Below are 15,867 nucleotides of genomic sequence, written 5' to 3' on the forward strand. Positions count from 1 at the left end.
TAGGCCTCAATTACTTTAATTTTTAACTCGTTCCTATCTTAACGATTTTTCATGAAAATAACAAATATTATCTCACTTTATTGTCAGCGACCATCCATTATTATTTATTCTCTGGGCAAAATACGGTATAATTTTTCTTGAAAACAATTAATAGTATGGAGGGATCGCTTTATGATTAAAGAATTTAAAGAATTTATTATGCGCGGCAACGTGCTAGACATGGCAGTCGGGGTTATTTTGGGGGCTGCACTTAAGAGTATCGTAGATTCATTAACTAAAAACTTAATCAATCCAATTATCTCATTATTCGTCGGTCAAGTAGATCTTTCAGGGATTGCTGTCACAATTCCGGGAACTAAGGCTGTTTTCCAAATTGGGAACTTCCTCAACGACGTGATTAACTTCTTGATCATCGCTATTATCGTCTTCCTAATTGTCAAAGGATTCAACAAACTTCGCGACATGGGCAAGAAGACAGAAGAAGAGGTTGCTGAAGAAGCAGCACCTACTCAAGAAGAACTATACTTGAAGGAAATCCGCGACTTGTTAGCAAACAAGGATCATCAATAAGCTATCATTCACACCATGAAATAAGGAGCTGGGACAAAAGTAATTTTGTCTTCAGCTCCTTTTTCGATATCCGAATATTGATGATATAAACGTGTTCTATAAGTCATATCCCGACTTATGGCACACGCCCTTTTTTAATTACTTTTTAAGTTTGTGGTGCATAATCGTATCCACTGTTTGCTTCATTCGCCAATTGTATTGCTCATCTTCTAAAAGTAACATCGCCAAAATATCGATAACATAGGTCAGCGCAAATTGTGAGTTCACAAACCGCGCACTGGCAAAGCCAATGCTATCTTCAACAAACAACGTCAAGTCACTCGCAGCTGCCAATGGACTATCAGTCCCACTGGTAATTGCAGCCGTTTTAGCACCATTTTCCCGCGCATTTTGGACCGCTTGATTGACCTCTTCCGTATTACCAGAATTTGATAGACCAATCACTAAATCCGTTTTGTTAATAATCCGAGAGGTCATCAACATCATATGACTCTCCGTGACGACAGTCGCTTGAATGCCCATTCGGGTTAATCGCTGCCCAAACTCCGCGCCCGTATAGCCTGAACTACCCAAACCATAGATAAAAAGCTGCTGGCTGGTTTTGATCCAACTAACCAACTGATCAAGGTCCGCTTGTTTAATCCGTGCCTGTGTCTTAGTGATGACATCTTGATAGAATTGATAAATTTCAACGGACGTTTGTGATTCATGATCAACCTGTCCTTGAATCCCCGTCATCGTTGGTTGGGGGCCCTCACTAAATTGTAATTTAAAATCAACGAAGTTTTGACAGCCAATCTTACGAACAAACCGCGAAATGGTTGAATTACTAACTTGCAGTTCAGCGGCTAGTTCATCAATCCCAATCCGCTGAATGCTCGCCCCTTTTTGAATCACCGCTAGGGCCACCTTTTGTTCTTGTGGCGATAAAAAAGAATATTGTTGTTTGATATGCTCGATAATTGCCATTGTAACTCCTTTAAAAACCGAGATTGTGACTTTCCTACTATTATATTGGATATGAAGCACTTTAGAAAGCACATAAAAAGACGCCCTTCTTGCAGGCCGTCTTTTTCGATAGATTAATAGGATCTCTCCGTTATACTAATTAAAAATTATAATATCAACCGATTACAATTTGTATCCAAATACCAGATAAAAAATCTAGCAATATTTTTCAATTGCAGTCGTAATCATCGTTGCTGATTCTTTAGCAATTTCTAAATCAGCTTCATTTAACGGTGCTAACGGTTCTCTAACAGATCCTAAGTCTAATTGTTCATTAATTCGTAGAATTTCCTTAATCATTGCATACATATTGCCATGACCCGAACACATCTTATATATAATTTCATCAATAGCGTATTGAAGATCTTTAGCTTCTTCTAACTTCAGTTCACTAATCAATGTATTTAATTTTAAGAATAATGCCGGCATTGCCCCATACGTACCACCAATTCCTGCTGCAGCCCCCATTAAACGACCACCTAAGAATTGCTCATCTGGTCCGTTGAAAACGATATGATCTTTACCACCGGCAGCACAGAACATTTGAATGTCCTGAACGGGCATTGATGAATTCTTAACACCGATGACGTTAGGATTCCGGCGCATTTCTGCGTATAATTCTGTTGTCAAACTAACACCAGCTAGTTGAGGAATGTTGTAGATAATAAAATCAGTATTCGGTGCACCTGCACTGATTGTGTTCCAATAGTTGGCAATTGAATATTCTGGCAATTTAAAATAGATTGGCGGAATTGCGGCAATGGCATCAACCTGCAGACTTTCTGCATGCTTAGCAAGTTCAACACTATCTTTTGTATTGTTGCAAGCAACGTGTGCAATAACTGTTAATTTGCCTTTGGCTACCGCCATCACATTTTCAAGGACAATTTTACGATCTTCAACGCTTTGATAGATACATTCTCCTGAAGAGCCATTAACATAAACACCTTTGACACCCTTTTTAATGTAATATTCTGTTAAAGCACGTACTCTTTCTGGACTAATTTCTCCTGCTTCATCATAACATGCATAAAATGCTGGAATAATACCTTTATACTTCGTTAAATCCTTCATTATAAATCCCTCTTTCTTTTTATAGTTCATTAACGGCATCAATATAAGTTTTAGCAATCAATTGTGGCCGTGTGATACTTGATCCCACAACGACACTATGACAACCTAATTTTAGAGCAGTGACTGCTTTTTCAGGTGAATCGATTTTTCCCTCTGCAATTACGGGCGCCTTGGACATAGCTAAAACCTGTTTTAAATATTCAAAATCATTATCGGCAATATTGCAGCCTTCCGTAGCCGGTGTATAACCATACATTGTCGTACCAATAATGTCGAAACCTAATCGGTTGGCTTCTTTCACATCATCAAGACTGGCCGTATCGGCCATTAATAATGTATCAGGATACTCAGTCCGCATTGTTTCGACAATCGTTGCTAATTGTTCACCGTGAGGTCGTGGACGCCCCGTAACATCGCAAGCAACAACTGCTGCACCAGTGTCAGCAATGCCACGCATTTCTTTGATTGTAGGCGTGATATAAATGGGTGCATCAGAATAATCTACTTTATCCAACCCAATTACCGGTAGCTCAACCGTATCCATAATTGCCTGAACATCTACTACGGAATTAGCCCTGATTGCACTAGCGCCTGCTTCATAAGCCGCTCGTGCCATTCGTGCCATGATAAATGAGCTGTGTAATGGTTCATCCGCTAATGCCTGACATGATATGATTAATCGATCTTTAACCTTATCCAAAAAATTATTTTTCAAATTCATCAACCTTCTATTCTTTCCCTAAATAACAACCTATAAAACTTTAAAACTAATTCCATCTAAATTGTATTAACCGCTTACACATAAGATACGGCAGTTATTAATTTTCATCAACAATTAGATATGAAAAAAATTTCCAATTTACTAAAATAATAAAACGACGTAGTTACATTACGCCGCTTCATTATTTTATCCCTTATAAGTTTCAGAGATTGTCTGAACTGTTAACCCAGTGATATCTTTATTGCTCTTCTTGAAGACCAAGCTAACTAAATAACTAATTACAAACGCTGAGATAAATGAAACGCAACTAACAACAAACGGTGAAATGGAAGCCATCTGTGCAAAATAAGTTAGAACAGCACTAGCAATTAAGCCAATCAAGGCACCTGTTGCATTAGCTCTTTTTGTAAAAATGCCAACTGCAAAGATTCCTGCCAATGGGACACCGAAAATACCAGTAATCGTCATGAATAAATCGAGCGTTTTTGATTGATCTGAAAGCATCAAATAAATAGCGACTGCTAAACTAATTAATCCCGAAATAATAATAATAACTCTGGCCCATGTCACATCCGAATATTGCTTGAATTTATCATTAAAGAAACGAACTTTGAAATCAGCAATCGCACATGATGAGATTGCGTTTAAACTGGAAGCAACTGTCGACTGCGCTGCTGCAAAAATAGCGGCAATCACTAATCCAGCGATACCTGCTGGTAGTGTTTTAATAATAAAATAAGGCACCAATGCTGTTGTATTAAAACCCTTAGGTAACGATTCTGCACGACTATAAAAACTATATAAGACAGTACCCATACCATAGAAAATTGGTACTGTAATAATTGCCAATAGTCCATTCGTCCATAGGGATTTAACGGTTTCTTTCATCGTACTTGTCGTTTGATACCGTTGAATAACATCTTGACTACCTGTGTATTGATAAAGTGTATTAAAAAACTGACCTGCAAAAATTAGTGGTATAAATCGTGAGAGAACACTTGCGTTGAAATCAAGTCCGGAAATTATTTTATGATCAGCCATGGCATCATTGAAAACAGTCCCCCATCCCCCCTTAATGTAATGTGCGCCCAACATGCTAACCAATAATGCGCCACCTAACAACAGAATGCCTTGAATAACATCGCTCCAGATAACCCCTTCGATACCACCAAGGAATGTATAAATAATACATAACCCACCAACAATAACCGCAATTAAAACAGGATTAATATCAGTAACCGATGTGACAGCCAGGATCGGTAAGTAAATAACAATCGCAACTCGACCAATATGATAGAGCATAAATAGAATGCTCCCAACAATTCGCATCAATGGATTAAAACGATGTTCGAGATATTCATAAGCCGTTGTTACAGATAATTTTCTAAAAAAAGGCACGTAGAATTTGATCAAAATAGGAATTAAAATAATAATCGCTAAACTCCCAACCGAATAGGACCAATCCTGTAAGAATGCTTGTTCTGGTGTTGACATAAACGTAATTGCGCTTAACGTCGTTGCATAAATACTAAAGCCAGCGGCCCATGCTGGAATCTTTCCTTCTGCTTTAAAAAAGGCATCCGTACTCTTGCTAGCTTTCTTCGTAAAATAAACACCAACGAGTAACATTGCTAGTAAGTAAACACATAAAACAATCCAGTTAAATGTTCCGAAACCAATTTTTTGCATTTTCTTCACCTCTAAAATTTATTGTGCGGTCAATACATTTTAGGATGATTGGATTTGCACTAATTTTTAATTAATGCTAAACTCCAACTGAAAATTAAAAATTATGAATGGTTCAACTATAAACACCAACTTACAAAGTTGTCAAGACTTTTTTGATAACGCTTACACGAAAGGATTGTTTTTTATGTTAACTCAAGCTTCCTATCTGACCTTTGATATTGGTGGCACCACCATCAAATATGGCTTAATTGATGAAAATTTATCTCTCACCCATTTAGGCCAATTAGAAACCCAGCAAAATCAAAATGGCATGATAATGCAACAACTTATCCAGACTACTCGGAAAGTGATGACCACTTATAAAATCATTGGCATCGGTGTAAGTACTGCCGGTATTGTCAATCGTGAATTAGGTACTATTATCTATGCCGGACCAACTATCCCAAACTACATCGGTACTGAAATAAAAGCCATTCTCAGTCACGAATTTACGCTCCCAGTCTATGTTGAAAATGATGTTAACGCTGCTTTATTAGGCGAAAAACTAGTAGGTGCTGCTCAAGATGCTAATAATATTTATTGTGTCGCACTGGGTACAGGGATTGGTGGCGCTCATTTATTAAACAACCACTTACAAGATGGCGGTACGGCTCAAGCCAACTCAATTGGCTATCTCTTGTATGATTCTGCCACGCAAACCAACTATGAACAACGCGCCTCAACCTTAACACTACAAGCTCAACTTTCAGCACAATTATATCTTAGTGTCCCTGAAGCATTTGATGCTGCTAAACGTGGCGAATCTTTGCCATTAGAGATTATTAAAAATTGGAGCCGTTCAGTTGCACAAGGTCTCGCTCAAATCATTTTGATTGTTGATCCAGAACTCTTGATTATTGGCGGTGGTGTCTCAAAACAGGAAAAATTTCTACTTGATCTATTAAATCAAAGTATCCCTGCCTATCTTCCGCCTAATTTCTATCGGACAAAACTAGTGACTGCTCATAATTTTAATGATGCCGCCTTGTTTGGAGCTGTTTATCGTTTTTTTAATTAAAGCGCTTGCAACAAATTAAATACGTGTTATACTTTAATCAATTTCATCTTAATATTTAACCGCTAAATTTAAGACGATTCCCTACATAGGGAGTAGTCTGTCAATTTAGCTTTTTTTATGGGGTGAAAACATGACAAAAATTTTAATCAATACCATCGTTTTTCAAAAGGAAATTCACAGTGGCCAATCACAATATGCACTCTTAAATCAATTAACCGCAAAAATCGCTGGTTTCGAAGTTCGAGGAGAATTATTTAAGCCAGAAACGAAACACGATGAACTAGTCCAACTTCAACAACTTGCTGAGCAGCGTCATTGGGAATTTCGCTATTCAATCCCAGAATGTCTTTTTATTAAATCTGAGATTAATCCCAATTTAGAATCACACTTTAAATTAGCACAACAGTTTGGAATTACTGCATTAAAAATTAGTTTAGGTGAATTGGAACACATAACGGCTCAACAAGTTAGCTTATTAAACCAACTGATTACAACCTATCAAGTTCAACTCAATATCGAAAATGAACCCAATCAAAATGGTATTTTAAAGCATATGGCAATGATTTGCCTAGAACTTACCAACTATAACTCACTTACTGGCTATACCTTTGATTCAGGCAATTGGTATTGGATTAATGAAGCACCATTAACCGCTTGGCATCAGCTTGCACCTTACACAACTGTTTTACATCTCAAAAATATTCAAGCACAAGAAACGGTTTTACTCGATAACGGTTTAACACCATGGCGGCAACTTTGTGAATCCTTATCACCAAACATACCAATTATTCTTGAATATCCAATGTCTAATTCCGAATTAGAATCAGAACTAACATTGGTTGCTAGTGCATTGGAGGCCTAATATGGCTTATCTACTACCACTTGCATTCATCATTTTATTGACTAAGTTGTTCTCTCACCTATTTGCCCGGCTTAATCTACCAACTGTTATTGGAGAACTAGCAGTCGGTGTCCTATTTGGTCCAGCTTGCTTTAACTTGATTCAATCTAACGATTTTATTACAAGTTTCGCGCAACTTGGCGTTATCTTTTTAATGTTTATGGCCGGAATCGAAGGTGATCTCAGTCAGTTATTAAAATATTGGAAACCTTCCCTAATTGTCGCAACGTTAGGTGTCATTTTACCAACATTAGGTGCCTTTTTCATCTGTGTAACACTCTTTCATTTTACAGTCAGCACCGCTATTTTTATCGGCTTAATTCTAAGTGCAACTTCCGTTAGCATATCAATCCAGGTCCTCAAAGAAATGGATTATCTCAATACTGAAGAAGGAATGATCATTCTTGGCGCAGCTGTTGCGGACGATATTATCTGTGTCATTCTATTAGGGATTTTTTCTAGTATCATGCAACCAGCATCTGGTCAGTCGCTCAATCTGGTTAACCTAATTTTACCTAAACTATTATTTTTTATTCTAGCCTTCGTTTTAGGTAAATGGTTCGTCCCACTAATTTTAAATCTAGCCAAATGCTTAACAGCTTCTGAAAACATTACTAGTATCGCCATTACACTCTGTTTACTGTTTGCTAGCTTAGCAACTTATTTAGGTATGAGCGATGTCTTGGGTGCCTATTTTGTAGGACTAGCTATTTCACAGACTGACTATAAAAATGTTCTAACAGAAAAGATTGAAACAATTGGCTACTCTGTTTTTATCCCCGTATTTTTCGTCAGCATCGGACTTAATATTCGTCTGGCCCATCTTCAAGATAATCTTAGTTTTATCGTATTAACAATCATTATCGCGATTATTGGTAAACAATTAGGTGGATGGCTTGGGACTCGTATTTGTGGTCTTTCCTCAAGTGCTGGTCATATTGTTGGTGCAGGGATGGTTTCCCGTGGCGAAATGGCATTGGTTGTCGCACAGGCCGCAATTAACGCCCATTTAATCGACGACAGTCATTACACAGCGATGATTATTGTCACCGTTGTTACAACTCTAATTGCACCACTATTACTTAAAATCTTTATAATGCATCAAGCACAAAAAATGTCTACTAATTAAAAAAAGCATCGACAATTTTAAAATTGTCGATGCTTTTTATTTGATTAACGTTTAAATCTATTTTCGAACAATGGACTAACTGGTTTGTTTTCATGGATTCGTTTGATCGCATCCCCGATTAGTGGGCCGACTGAAACTTGAACCATCTTATCAATTAGTTTTTCTTTTGGAAGGTCGATTGAATCTGTAACAATCATTTGCTTGATAACTGAATCTTCAATCCGTTGGATAGCAGGACCTGATAAAACAGGGTGTGTACAACAAGCAAAGACTTCAGTAGCACCGGCATCTTTTAAAGCTTGTGCTGCTAATGTAATTGTCCCAGCAGTATCAATCATATCATCGATAATGATTGCGCGTTTACCATTAACGTTACCAATAATGTTCATGACTTCTGAAACATTAGGTCTTGGACGACGTTTGTCGATAATTGCGATTGGTGTCTTCAAGAAGTCAGCCAATTTACGAGCACGTGTCACCCCACCATGATCAGGTGAAACAACAACGGCGTTTTCTGCCAAATCGTTGCTTAAGAAGTAATCAGCTAATAATGGTGCACCCATTAAGTGATCAACTGGAATATCGAAGAAGCCTTGAATCTGTACGGCATGTAAGTCTAATGCTAAAATACGGTCAGCGCCAGCCATCGTTAACATGTTTGCTACTAATTTAGCAGTAATTGGTTCACGTGAGCGGGCCTTGCGATCTTGACGTGCGTAACCATAGTAAGGTAACACAACGTTGATTGTTTTAGCAGATGCACGACGTAATGCATCAATCATAATCAAGATTTCCATCAAGTTATCATTAACTGGTGCAGATGTTGATTGAATTAAGAAAATTTCGTCACCACGAATACTTTCTTCAATATTGATCTGAATTTCACCATCACTAAAACGTTTAACAGAAGATTTTCCTAAAGGAACCCCAACTTCAGCTGCGATTTTCTCAGCTAAGGGCTTATTAGAGTTCAAAGCAAAGATTTTCAACTTAGGGTCGAAATATTGTTCAGACATGTCAGCCTCCAAAAATTTAAGTAAGTACTTATTTAAATTCTAGGCATTTTCGCAATGAAAATCAAGATTAAAACCTAAAAAAGATTTTAATTTACGCTAAGTAAGCGCTGTTCATTAGAAATGCAAGAGAGAATTAAATGTTAATAGCTATAACCATCGAACCTCCCGTTTAGTATACCGTTAAATTCGAAAAAATGCTTGGTTATTTTTGGTTGTGAATCCAATTGTCATTTAATGCGTGACAAGGTACACTAATTGAAAAAGGAGATTACTATGACGCGACTTAAATATACTATTTTTAATAATCTCTATTTCTTCATTCTGGTAATTATGATTACTACCGATCGCTTATTCCATCTCAGCATGCCCTATTTCATTTTGGGCCTCATTTTATTCGTTGCAGTCTTGATTTATCAGTACCGTTTTTTCTACCCCAGCCATCCAAATTATAACCCTAAAAATTATCGCGTTACAAAAATAGGTTGCGCAATCACCGCTGTGGGATGTCTAATCATACTCCTGCTAATCTTCTTTTTAAGTGGCTCAATTTGGTTATGGCCCGCTTTTCTAATCACCTGCTTAATGCGCGATTATTTCTCAATTTTAAAATAACGACAAACATAAAAAAATCGTCCGTAATCTCAGAAATAAGATTACGAACGATTTTTATTTCAAGACATGCTTTACAACACTAATCGTCACAAACACGCTCTAATCCGAAACGTGCTTCTTGTCGCAGTAATTTCCGCTCAATCTAAAAATAGTATTAATGTTTAATTACTAACCGCGACAGCCAACACTCTATTGCCATTCTTCGTCTTTTGCGACTGGTAATTTAGCCCAGTAGTTTTCTTTATTTGTTTGACGTGCACGGGCGATGGCCATTGCTTTTTCTGGGACATCGTCTGTGATTGTTGAACCAGCTGCGATGAATGTGTGATCAGCAATTTCAACTGGGGCCACGATGTTTGAGTTGCTGCCGATGAAGACGTGGCTACCAACATTTGCATGATGTTTAGCCACACCGTCGTAGTTAACAAAAACAACACCACAACCAACATTAATGTCAGTGCCAAGGGTTGCATCGCCAACATAACTTAAGTGACCAATCTTCGTGCGGTCGCCAATTTTAGCGTTTTTCACTTCACAGAAGTTCCCAACATGCACATCCACACCGATTTCAGCGTTAGGACGCAAGTGGCTGTTAGGGCCAATGTTTGAGCCGGTATGCATGATTGCTGATTCAATGGTTGAACTTGTGATTTGAATATTATCTTCGATTGTTGAATCAATAATTGTTGAACCAGCACCGACGAAACAATCTGAACCAATCGTTGTGTTGCCTTTTAAGACAACATTGGGTTCAATAATTGTATCGTTACCAATTTTAACACCGACTTCGATATAAGTACTTTCTGGATCAATCAATGTAACACCATTTCGCATATGCGCTGTGTTAATCCGTTGACGCATCACTTTGGTAGCCTGTGATAAGGCAACGCGGTCATTAACCCCCATTGATTCTTCGAAGTTTGGCATCTTGTAAGCTGCTACAATTTCGCCCTTCTTCTTCAAGATTTCAACCACGTCTGTGAGGTAGTATTCACCTTGGGCATTTTCATTTGTGACTTCATGAAGTGCTTGGAAAAGTGTCTTGTTGTCGAAACAGTAAACACCTGTGTTAATTTCATTAACAGCAGCTTCTTTATCATTTGTATCTTTTTGTTCAACGATTTTTTCAACGATGCCAATATCGTTACGAATAATCCGGCCGTAGCCAGTTGGATCTGGTGCTGTGGCCGTTAAAATAGTTGCTTTAGCGCCCTTATCATGATGGTAAGCAAATAGCTTTTCAAAAGTGCCAGCTGTTAATAATGGTGTATCACCACTGACCACAATTGTAATACCATCTTGGTCTTTCAATAAATCTTCAGCTTGTAAAACAGCGTGGCCTGTTCCTAGTTGTTCTGCTTGTAAGGCATATTGTGAACGATCACCTAAATAATCCTTCACCTTTTCTGCGCCATGTCCCACAATTGTGACAACTGTTGCAGGTTCTGTTTTTTCGACTTCGGTTAACACGTGGTCCACCATTGGCCGACCGCAAACTTCGTGCAATACCTTGTATAATTTTGACTTCATGCGAGTACCTTTACCCGCTGCTAAAATAATTGCATTTTTATTGACCATCTTAAACTCCTAATATTCGTGATTACTGGTCTATTTTAGCTTAATCAAGCGATTACCGCAAGCTATCCCTATTTGAAATTGCTCTATGATTCCCGTATAATGATGTTAATTCAGACCGATTGGAGCATTAAAATGAAAAAAAGCCCTTCACGTCTTTGGTTAACTCTCGATGGCCTGTTAATCTTATTATTAGTGGTGCTTGGTATTAATTGGTCTACCTCACATCACCAACCGGCTAAACCAACTGCGAGTGTTACTCATTCACAAACAGCACACGTGAAACAAACACCTAAAAAACAAACATCTAAAAAGCCACTCGATTGGCACGCCCCTTCTGAAAAGAAACCCTATCCAGATGTTAAGAAATACGCACATTTTTGGATTGATGTTTCAATCAAGAAGCACCGCGTCTACTTAATGGACGATGAAAAGCGGCTCTATACCATGCGTGCTTCAACCGGCACGAGCGATTCTCCTACACCTAAAGGTACTTTCCATATTCAAGAAGAACACGGTGAAGCCTTCTTTAATGGCAATCCTGGTGAAGGGGCTAAATATTGGCGGTCATTTTTAGATCACGGTGTCTACCTTTTCCACAGTGTCCCAACCGATAAAGCAGGGAATTTTCTCCCCGATGAAGCGCAAAAATTGGGTGAAACATCCAATTCTCACGGCTGTATCCGGCTATCGGTCGCTGATGCAAAGTGGTTTTATCAAGCAATCCCAGTCAATACCAAAGTCGTCATTCACTAATGGGCGACTTTTTTTGTAGAAAGAGGCGTTTTGATGTCAGTTACGATTCAAAAAAAGATTGCCACAGTGTTTAAGGCGCTCATGGTTGATACCCCGTTTAAGCAAATTAGCGTGACGCTCATTATGACCACGGCTGGCATTCGCCGCCAAACCTTTTATGATTATTTTCCTGATAAATATGCCTTGCTGACTTGGATTTACGATCAAGAAATCGGCGAATACGTTGCTGATCACCTGACTTACCCTCACTGGACCATTATTTTAGAACAACTACTGACTTATTTTGAAGACAACCGTACGTTCTATCAAAATGCGATTACAATTAATGGTCAGAACTCATTTGAAACCCACTTTAACCACCACCTACGTCAACTCGTTCAAATTATTATCAACGATTTGACGCAGCTACACCATTTAACGTTATCCCCAACTTATCAACAATTTCTACTTGATTACCTCTCAGGCGCGATTGTTGCCTATACCGCCAGTTGGTTACGCACAGATCAACCACAATCAATCCAACAAGTTAGTGCCGCCTTACAAATCACACTAACCGATACCATCAATGGCCTCTTATTACGTACTGGCCACCTCGATACAAAAAAAGAGTATGAAGTCGGCTAATAGCCGTTTCATACTCTTTTTAGTTTAAGAAAGTTGTTCTGCATTCTTCGTTAAATAGTTACCAGCGCTAACACTGAGCGCCTTGTTTTCAATATCCACTTTATCAACCTTCAAAATTGATGTGTAATCTTCAACCATGTGATTACCTTCAAAGACAGATTCAGCAAATACGGAAATGCCAACCATTTCAGAATCGAATTCTTCAATTAAGCTCTTCATCCCGTTAACTGTGCCGCCGCCTTTCATGAAGTCATCGACAATTAGGACTTTTGAGTTCTCTGGTAAACTCCGTTTTGAAAGTTCCATCTTCTCGATTCGTGCTGAGGAACCAGAAACATAGTTCACACTGACTGTTGAGCCTTCAGTGATCTTAGAATCCCGGCGCACAATGACAAATGGGACATTTAGGAACATCGCAACGCTCTGCGCAATTGGAATCCCTTTGGTGGCCACTGTCATGACCGCTGTTACTTCTTTGCCAACGTATTGGTTGGCAATTAATCGACCAACTTGACGAAGAACTTCTGGACGACCTAATAAATCTGATAAATAGACATAGCCCCCTGGCAACAGACGATCGTTTTCAGAAAGACGTTCGGCCATTTCAGCGATAAATTCTTCTGCTTCAACTTGTTTAATCATTGGCATGTAACGAACACCACCAGCAGCGCCGGGAACTGTTTCTAAAATCCCCGTCCCGCGATTGAAAAAGGTCCGTTTGACGATTGATAAATCTTCACTAATAGATGATTTAGCTGATTCGTAACGATTTGAAAAGAACGTCAATGGAATTAATGTATGTGGTCTTTCCAACAAGTACCGGGTCATATCAATTAAGCGATCACTTCTTCTAACTTTCATTATACTTACTCCCTTTAAAATAATAATTTCTTCCGATAAAACTATCCGCTTTCCAATTATATAGATTTTATTCGCTAAATCCTAGTCTTTTTTTAGAAAAGTTCATTATTGTTCGTTTTTTTATCATTTGTCTTTTTAACCGCTTACCACCAATAGTATTAAAAAAATCGCCCACCACTAGCTATAGGGGGACGAATTGTCTTTAATGATTTTTATTTTTTTAATGGTTGCACTAGATAAACTTCACGACAAAATCCGGACATACTGTTATAAATGCGTTGCGCGCGTGAGTACTGGCGACAAATGCCAAAAACAGTTGGACCACTACCGCTCATCTGCGCTTTTTCCGCGCCAAATGCAGTTAAACGTTGCATTAAATAATCAATTTGCGGATAGCGTTGATTGGTAATCGGCGTTAACACATTAGCCATTGCGGCTGTCATTTGCTGTGCATCTTGTTGCTGGATCCCCGCTAAGAGTCGATCGGTTTGGGGCCGATCAGTAATCTGATCGCAATTCAAGGCGTGTAAGATGCGCGGTGTTGAGACACTTACTTCAGGTTTAACAACGACCATCCAAAAGTTAGGTAAATCCCCCAACGGTTGGATTTGATCGCCTTTACCCGTTACTAGTGCGGTCTCACTATAAACACAATATGGCACGTCTGAATCAATTGATAAACCGATATGCGCGAGCTCCGCTTTGGTGAGGCCTAAGTGCCACAGTTGATTTAAACCGCGTAAAACTGCAGCGGCATCCGAACTGCCACCACCTAACCCGGCTGCCACGGGAATATGTTTATCGATTTCAATAATCGCACCCGTTTTAATATCAAAACGATGCCGTAATAATTGCGCCGCCTGATATGCTAAGTTCCGTTTGTCCTCCGGTAAATATCCCTTAGAGGTTCTAACCTCAATTTGAGGTGAGTCTTGCAATGTGATTTGGACATAATCCGCCAGATCGATTGACGTCATTATCATCTGCCATTCGAATTCCCCATCAGTATGCTGATAAAGTGCATCTAAACTTAAATTAATCTTCGCAGGTGCCTTTTCAATCAATTGCATATCGTCTCACCATCCACCAACATTCAATTGTTTCATTATACTCATTTATGAACTAAAAACCAAGAGTGCTGTACTAAGCGGGGATACTTCTGAAGCTTAGTGAAATCAGACGAATAAGCGACAAAGTCGATTGTTTGGCTGACAATACTAACTGGAAGAAGTTGCTTAGTACGGCACGTTTCAATTCAAGAGTGCTGTACCACACTGGAGCCTTCACATAAAAAAGGTCAAGCCTCTCAACTTGACCCACTCTTTTAATTTTCTTCCGCCATGACTTTTTGTCTGAACTCATTCATTAAAAATAACATCTGTTTAGCATTTTCTTTGCCAAAGGCCATCATCCACGATGAAAAACGTTCCTGAACCTTCGGTAATAACTCACTCACTGTTTGTTGACCACTTGGCGTCAGATTTAAAATTAAGCGTCTGCGATCACTTGGGTCAGTTAATTGCGAAATATAGTCCAACTTCAAAAGGACACGAATTTGACGTGAAATCGCCCCTCGTGTTACACCACGCTTCTTAGCAATATCAATTAAACTAACCGAGCTATCTTCCGCAATCTCCTTCATAATCAGAAATTGTTCGAAAGATAGCTTGTAAGCCTTAGTTGGTTGCGACACGAGGTCTTCAACATACTTAATGGCAGACATATAAATCTCAACATACTCATCCAATAATTGACTATCTTCCACAATTATTCCCACCCTTGTTCACTTTATTTAACTGTAACATAAATCCGCATAATTGACTATTGACACTATTGACAATCGACAAGCAACGGCTGTTTATAAATTAGTATATCCCATATACAATATCATGATACGCGCCAAATGTCAACAACAAAAAAGGGACTCAGACAATCATCCATGTCTCAGTCCCTGCTCGTATTCTTATTCTAAAAACTAAAGTACAATTGGTTCTTCATCAAATTCAATCGCAATCGATTTAGTTAACAAATCAGCATAGCTATATGAAACACGTTCGAACGCATTTTCATCTTGATCCAAATCAACTACAAAAACGGCAGGAAAGGTTTCTCTTAAGATTCCTTTTCGCTTTGTTACTTTCTTGCGCCCAGCTTGAGCGACAACCATTAACTTGTCTCCGATATGCCCATCGAGACCGTTCTTAATATTGGCAAGTGTGGTTGGCATATGCTTCACCTCTTCGAGCAATAGTATAGCATATAAACTGAAAAATT

At 38.7% G+C, this 15,867-nt stretch carries 16 protein-coding genes; 6 read left to right on the plus strand and 10 right to left on the minus strand.

The genetic code is table 11. The annotated features are described in order from the left end of the window. Window positions 1-171: 171 nt before the first annotated feature. Window positions 172-570, plus strand: a complete 399-nt coding sequence (mscL, locus tag NDN60_RS06280; protein WP_011375330.1) for a large conductance mechanosensitive channel protein MscL — start codon at window positions 172-174, stop codon at window positions 568-570. 138 nt (window positions 571-708) lie between these two features. Here the strand turns inward: mscL and NDN60_RS06285 are convergent, their stop codons facing one another. The 4 genes from NDN60_RS06285 to NDN60_RS06300 form a co-directional block, all read right to left on the minus strand. After that, complete coding sequence (locus NDN60_RS06285; RefSeq protein WP_056947545.1) at window positions 709-1,539, minus strand: MurR/RpiR family transcriptional regulator; 831 nt, start codon at window positions 1,537-1,539, stop codon at window positions 709-711. Window positions 1,540-1,734: 195 nt separating this feature from the next. After that, window positions 1,735-2,652: a dihydrodipicolinate synthase family protein gene (locus tag NDN60_RS06290; protein ID WP_011375332.1), complete on the minus strand. Its 918-nt coding sequence runs from the start codon at window positions 2,650-2,652 to the stop codon at window positions 1,735-1,737. A 19-nt stretch (window positions 2,653-2,671) separates the two neighbouring features. After that, window positions 2,672-3,367, minus strand: coding sequence for an N-acetylmannosamine-6-phosphate 2-epimerase (locus tag NDN60_RS06295; RefSeq protein WP_099947751.1), 696 nt, complete (start codon window positions 3,365-3,367; stop codon window positions 2,672-2,674). 192 nt (window positions 3,368-3,559) lie between these two features. Continuing rightward, window positions 3,560-5,062: a sodium:solute symporter gene (locus NDN60_RS06300; protein ID WP_011375334.1), complete on the minus strand. Its 1,503-nt coding sequence runs from the start codon at window positions 5,060-5,062 to the stop codon at window positions 3,560-3,562. 184 nt (window positions 5,063-5,246) lie between these two features. On the opposite strand from NDN60_RS06300, the gene NDN60_RS06305 reads away from it, so the two are divergent. From NDN60_RS06305 to NDN60_RS06315, 3 genes are all read left to right on the plus strand, one after another. Continuing rightward, entirely contained in the window at window positions 5,247-6,119 is an 873-nt protein-coding gene (locus NDN60_RS06305; protein WP_076639096.1) for an ROK family protein, read from the plus strand. Between the two features lie 130 nt (window positions 6,120-6,249). Further along, on the plus strand, window positions 6,250-6,981 hold the full coding sequence (locus tag NDN60_RS06310; protein ID WP_011375336.1) for a TIM barrel protein: 732 nt from the start codon (window positions 6,250-6,252) through the stop codon (window positions 6,979-6,981). A 1-nt stretch (window position 6,982) separates the two neighbouring features. Then, entirely contained in the window at window positions 6,983-8,149 is a 1,167-nt protein-coding gene (locus tag NDN60_RS06315) for a cation:proton antiporter (RefSeq protein WP_076632148.1), read from the plus strand. A 44-nt stretch (window positions 8,150-8,193) separates the two neighbouring features. Here NDN60_RS06315 and NDN60_RS06320 read toward each other — a convergent pair whose 3' ends face one another. Together NDN60_RS06320 and glmU are read right to left on the minus strand one after the other, a co-directional pair. Next, on the minus strand, window positions 8,194-9,165 hold the full coding sequence (locus NDN60_RS06320; protein WP_011375338.1) for a ribose-phosphate diphosphokinase: 972 nt from the start codon (window positions 9,163-9,165) through the stop codon (window positions 8,194-8,196). An 801-nt stretch (window positions 9,166-9,966) separates the two neighbouring features. After that, the gene (gene glmU, locus NDN60_RS06325; RefSeq protein WP_011375340.1) at window positions 9,967-11,355 is read right to left on the minus strand and encodes a bifunctional UDP-N-acetylglucosamine diphosphorylase/glucosamine-1-phosphate N-acetyltransferase GlmU; all 1,389 of its coding nucleotides are present in this window, start codon (window positions 11,353-11,355) and stop codon (window positions 9,967-9,969) included. 132 nt (window positions 11,356-11,487) lie between these two features. Here glmU and NDN60_RS06330 point away from each other — a divergent pair, with 132 nt between their 5' ends. Together NDN60_RS06330 and dhaS are read left to right on the plus strand one after the other, a co-directional pair. Further along, window positions 11,488-12,108 (plus strand): L,D-transpeptidase, encoded by a 621-nt coding sequence (locus NDN60_RS06330; RefSeq protein ID WP_011375341.1) that lies wholly within the window; start codon window positions 11,488-11,490, stop codon window positions 12,106-12,108. Window positions 12,109-12,141: 33 nt separating this feature from the next. Further along, complete coding sequence (gene dhaS / locus NDN60_RS06335) at window positions 12,142-12,732, plus strand: dihydroxyacetone kinase transcriptional activator DhaS (RefSeq protein ID WP_011375342.1); 591 nt, start codon at window positions 12,142-12,144, stop codon at window positions 12,730-12,732. Window positions 12,733-12,756: 24 nt separating this feature from the next. On the opposite strand, the gene purR is transcribed toward dhaS, so the two are convergent. From purR to NDN60_RS06355, 4 genes are all read right to left on the minus strand, one after another. After that, the gene (gene purR / locus NDN60_RS06340) at window positions 12,757-13,593 is read right to left on the minus strand and encodes a pur operon repressor (protein WP_011375343.1); all 837 of its coding nucleotides are present in this window, start codon (window positions 13,591-13,593) and stop codon (window positions 12,757-12,759) included. A gap of 212 nt (window positions 13,594-13,805) precedes the next feature. Further along, window positions 13,806-14,663: a 4-(cytidine 5'-diphospho)-2-C-methyl-D-erythritol kinase gene (gene ispE / locus NDN60_RS06345; protein WP_016265643.1), complete on the minus strand. Its 858-nt coding sequence runs from the start codon at window positions 14,661-14,663 to the stop codon at window positions 13,806-13,808. Window positions 14,664-14,917: 254 nt separating this feature from the next. Beyond that, on the minus strand, window positions 14,918-15,358 hold the full coding sequence (locus NDN60_RS06350) for a MarR family transcriptional regulator (RefSeq protein ID WP_082267810.1): 441 nt from the start codon (window positions 15,356-15,358) through the stop codon (window positions 14,918-14,920). 210 nt (window positions 15,359-15,568) lie between these two features. Next, window positions 15,569-15,820 (minus strand): Veg family protein, encoded by a 252-nt coding sequence (locus NDN60_RS06355; RefSeq protein ID WP_011375346.1) that lies wholly within the window; start codon window positions 15,818-15,820, stop codon window positions 15,569-15,571. Window positions 15,821-15,867: the final 47 nt, after the last annotated feature.

It is taken from the genome of Latilactobacillus sp. (assembly GCF_033176295.1).
Lineage (GTDB): Bacteria > Bacillota > Bacilli > Lactobacillales > Lactobacillaceae > Latilactobacillus > Latilactobacillus sakei.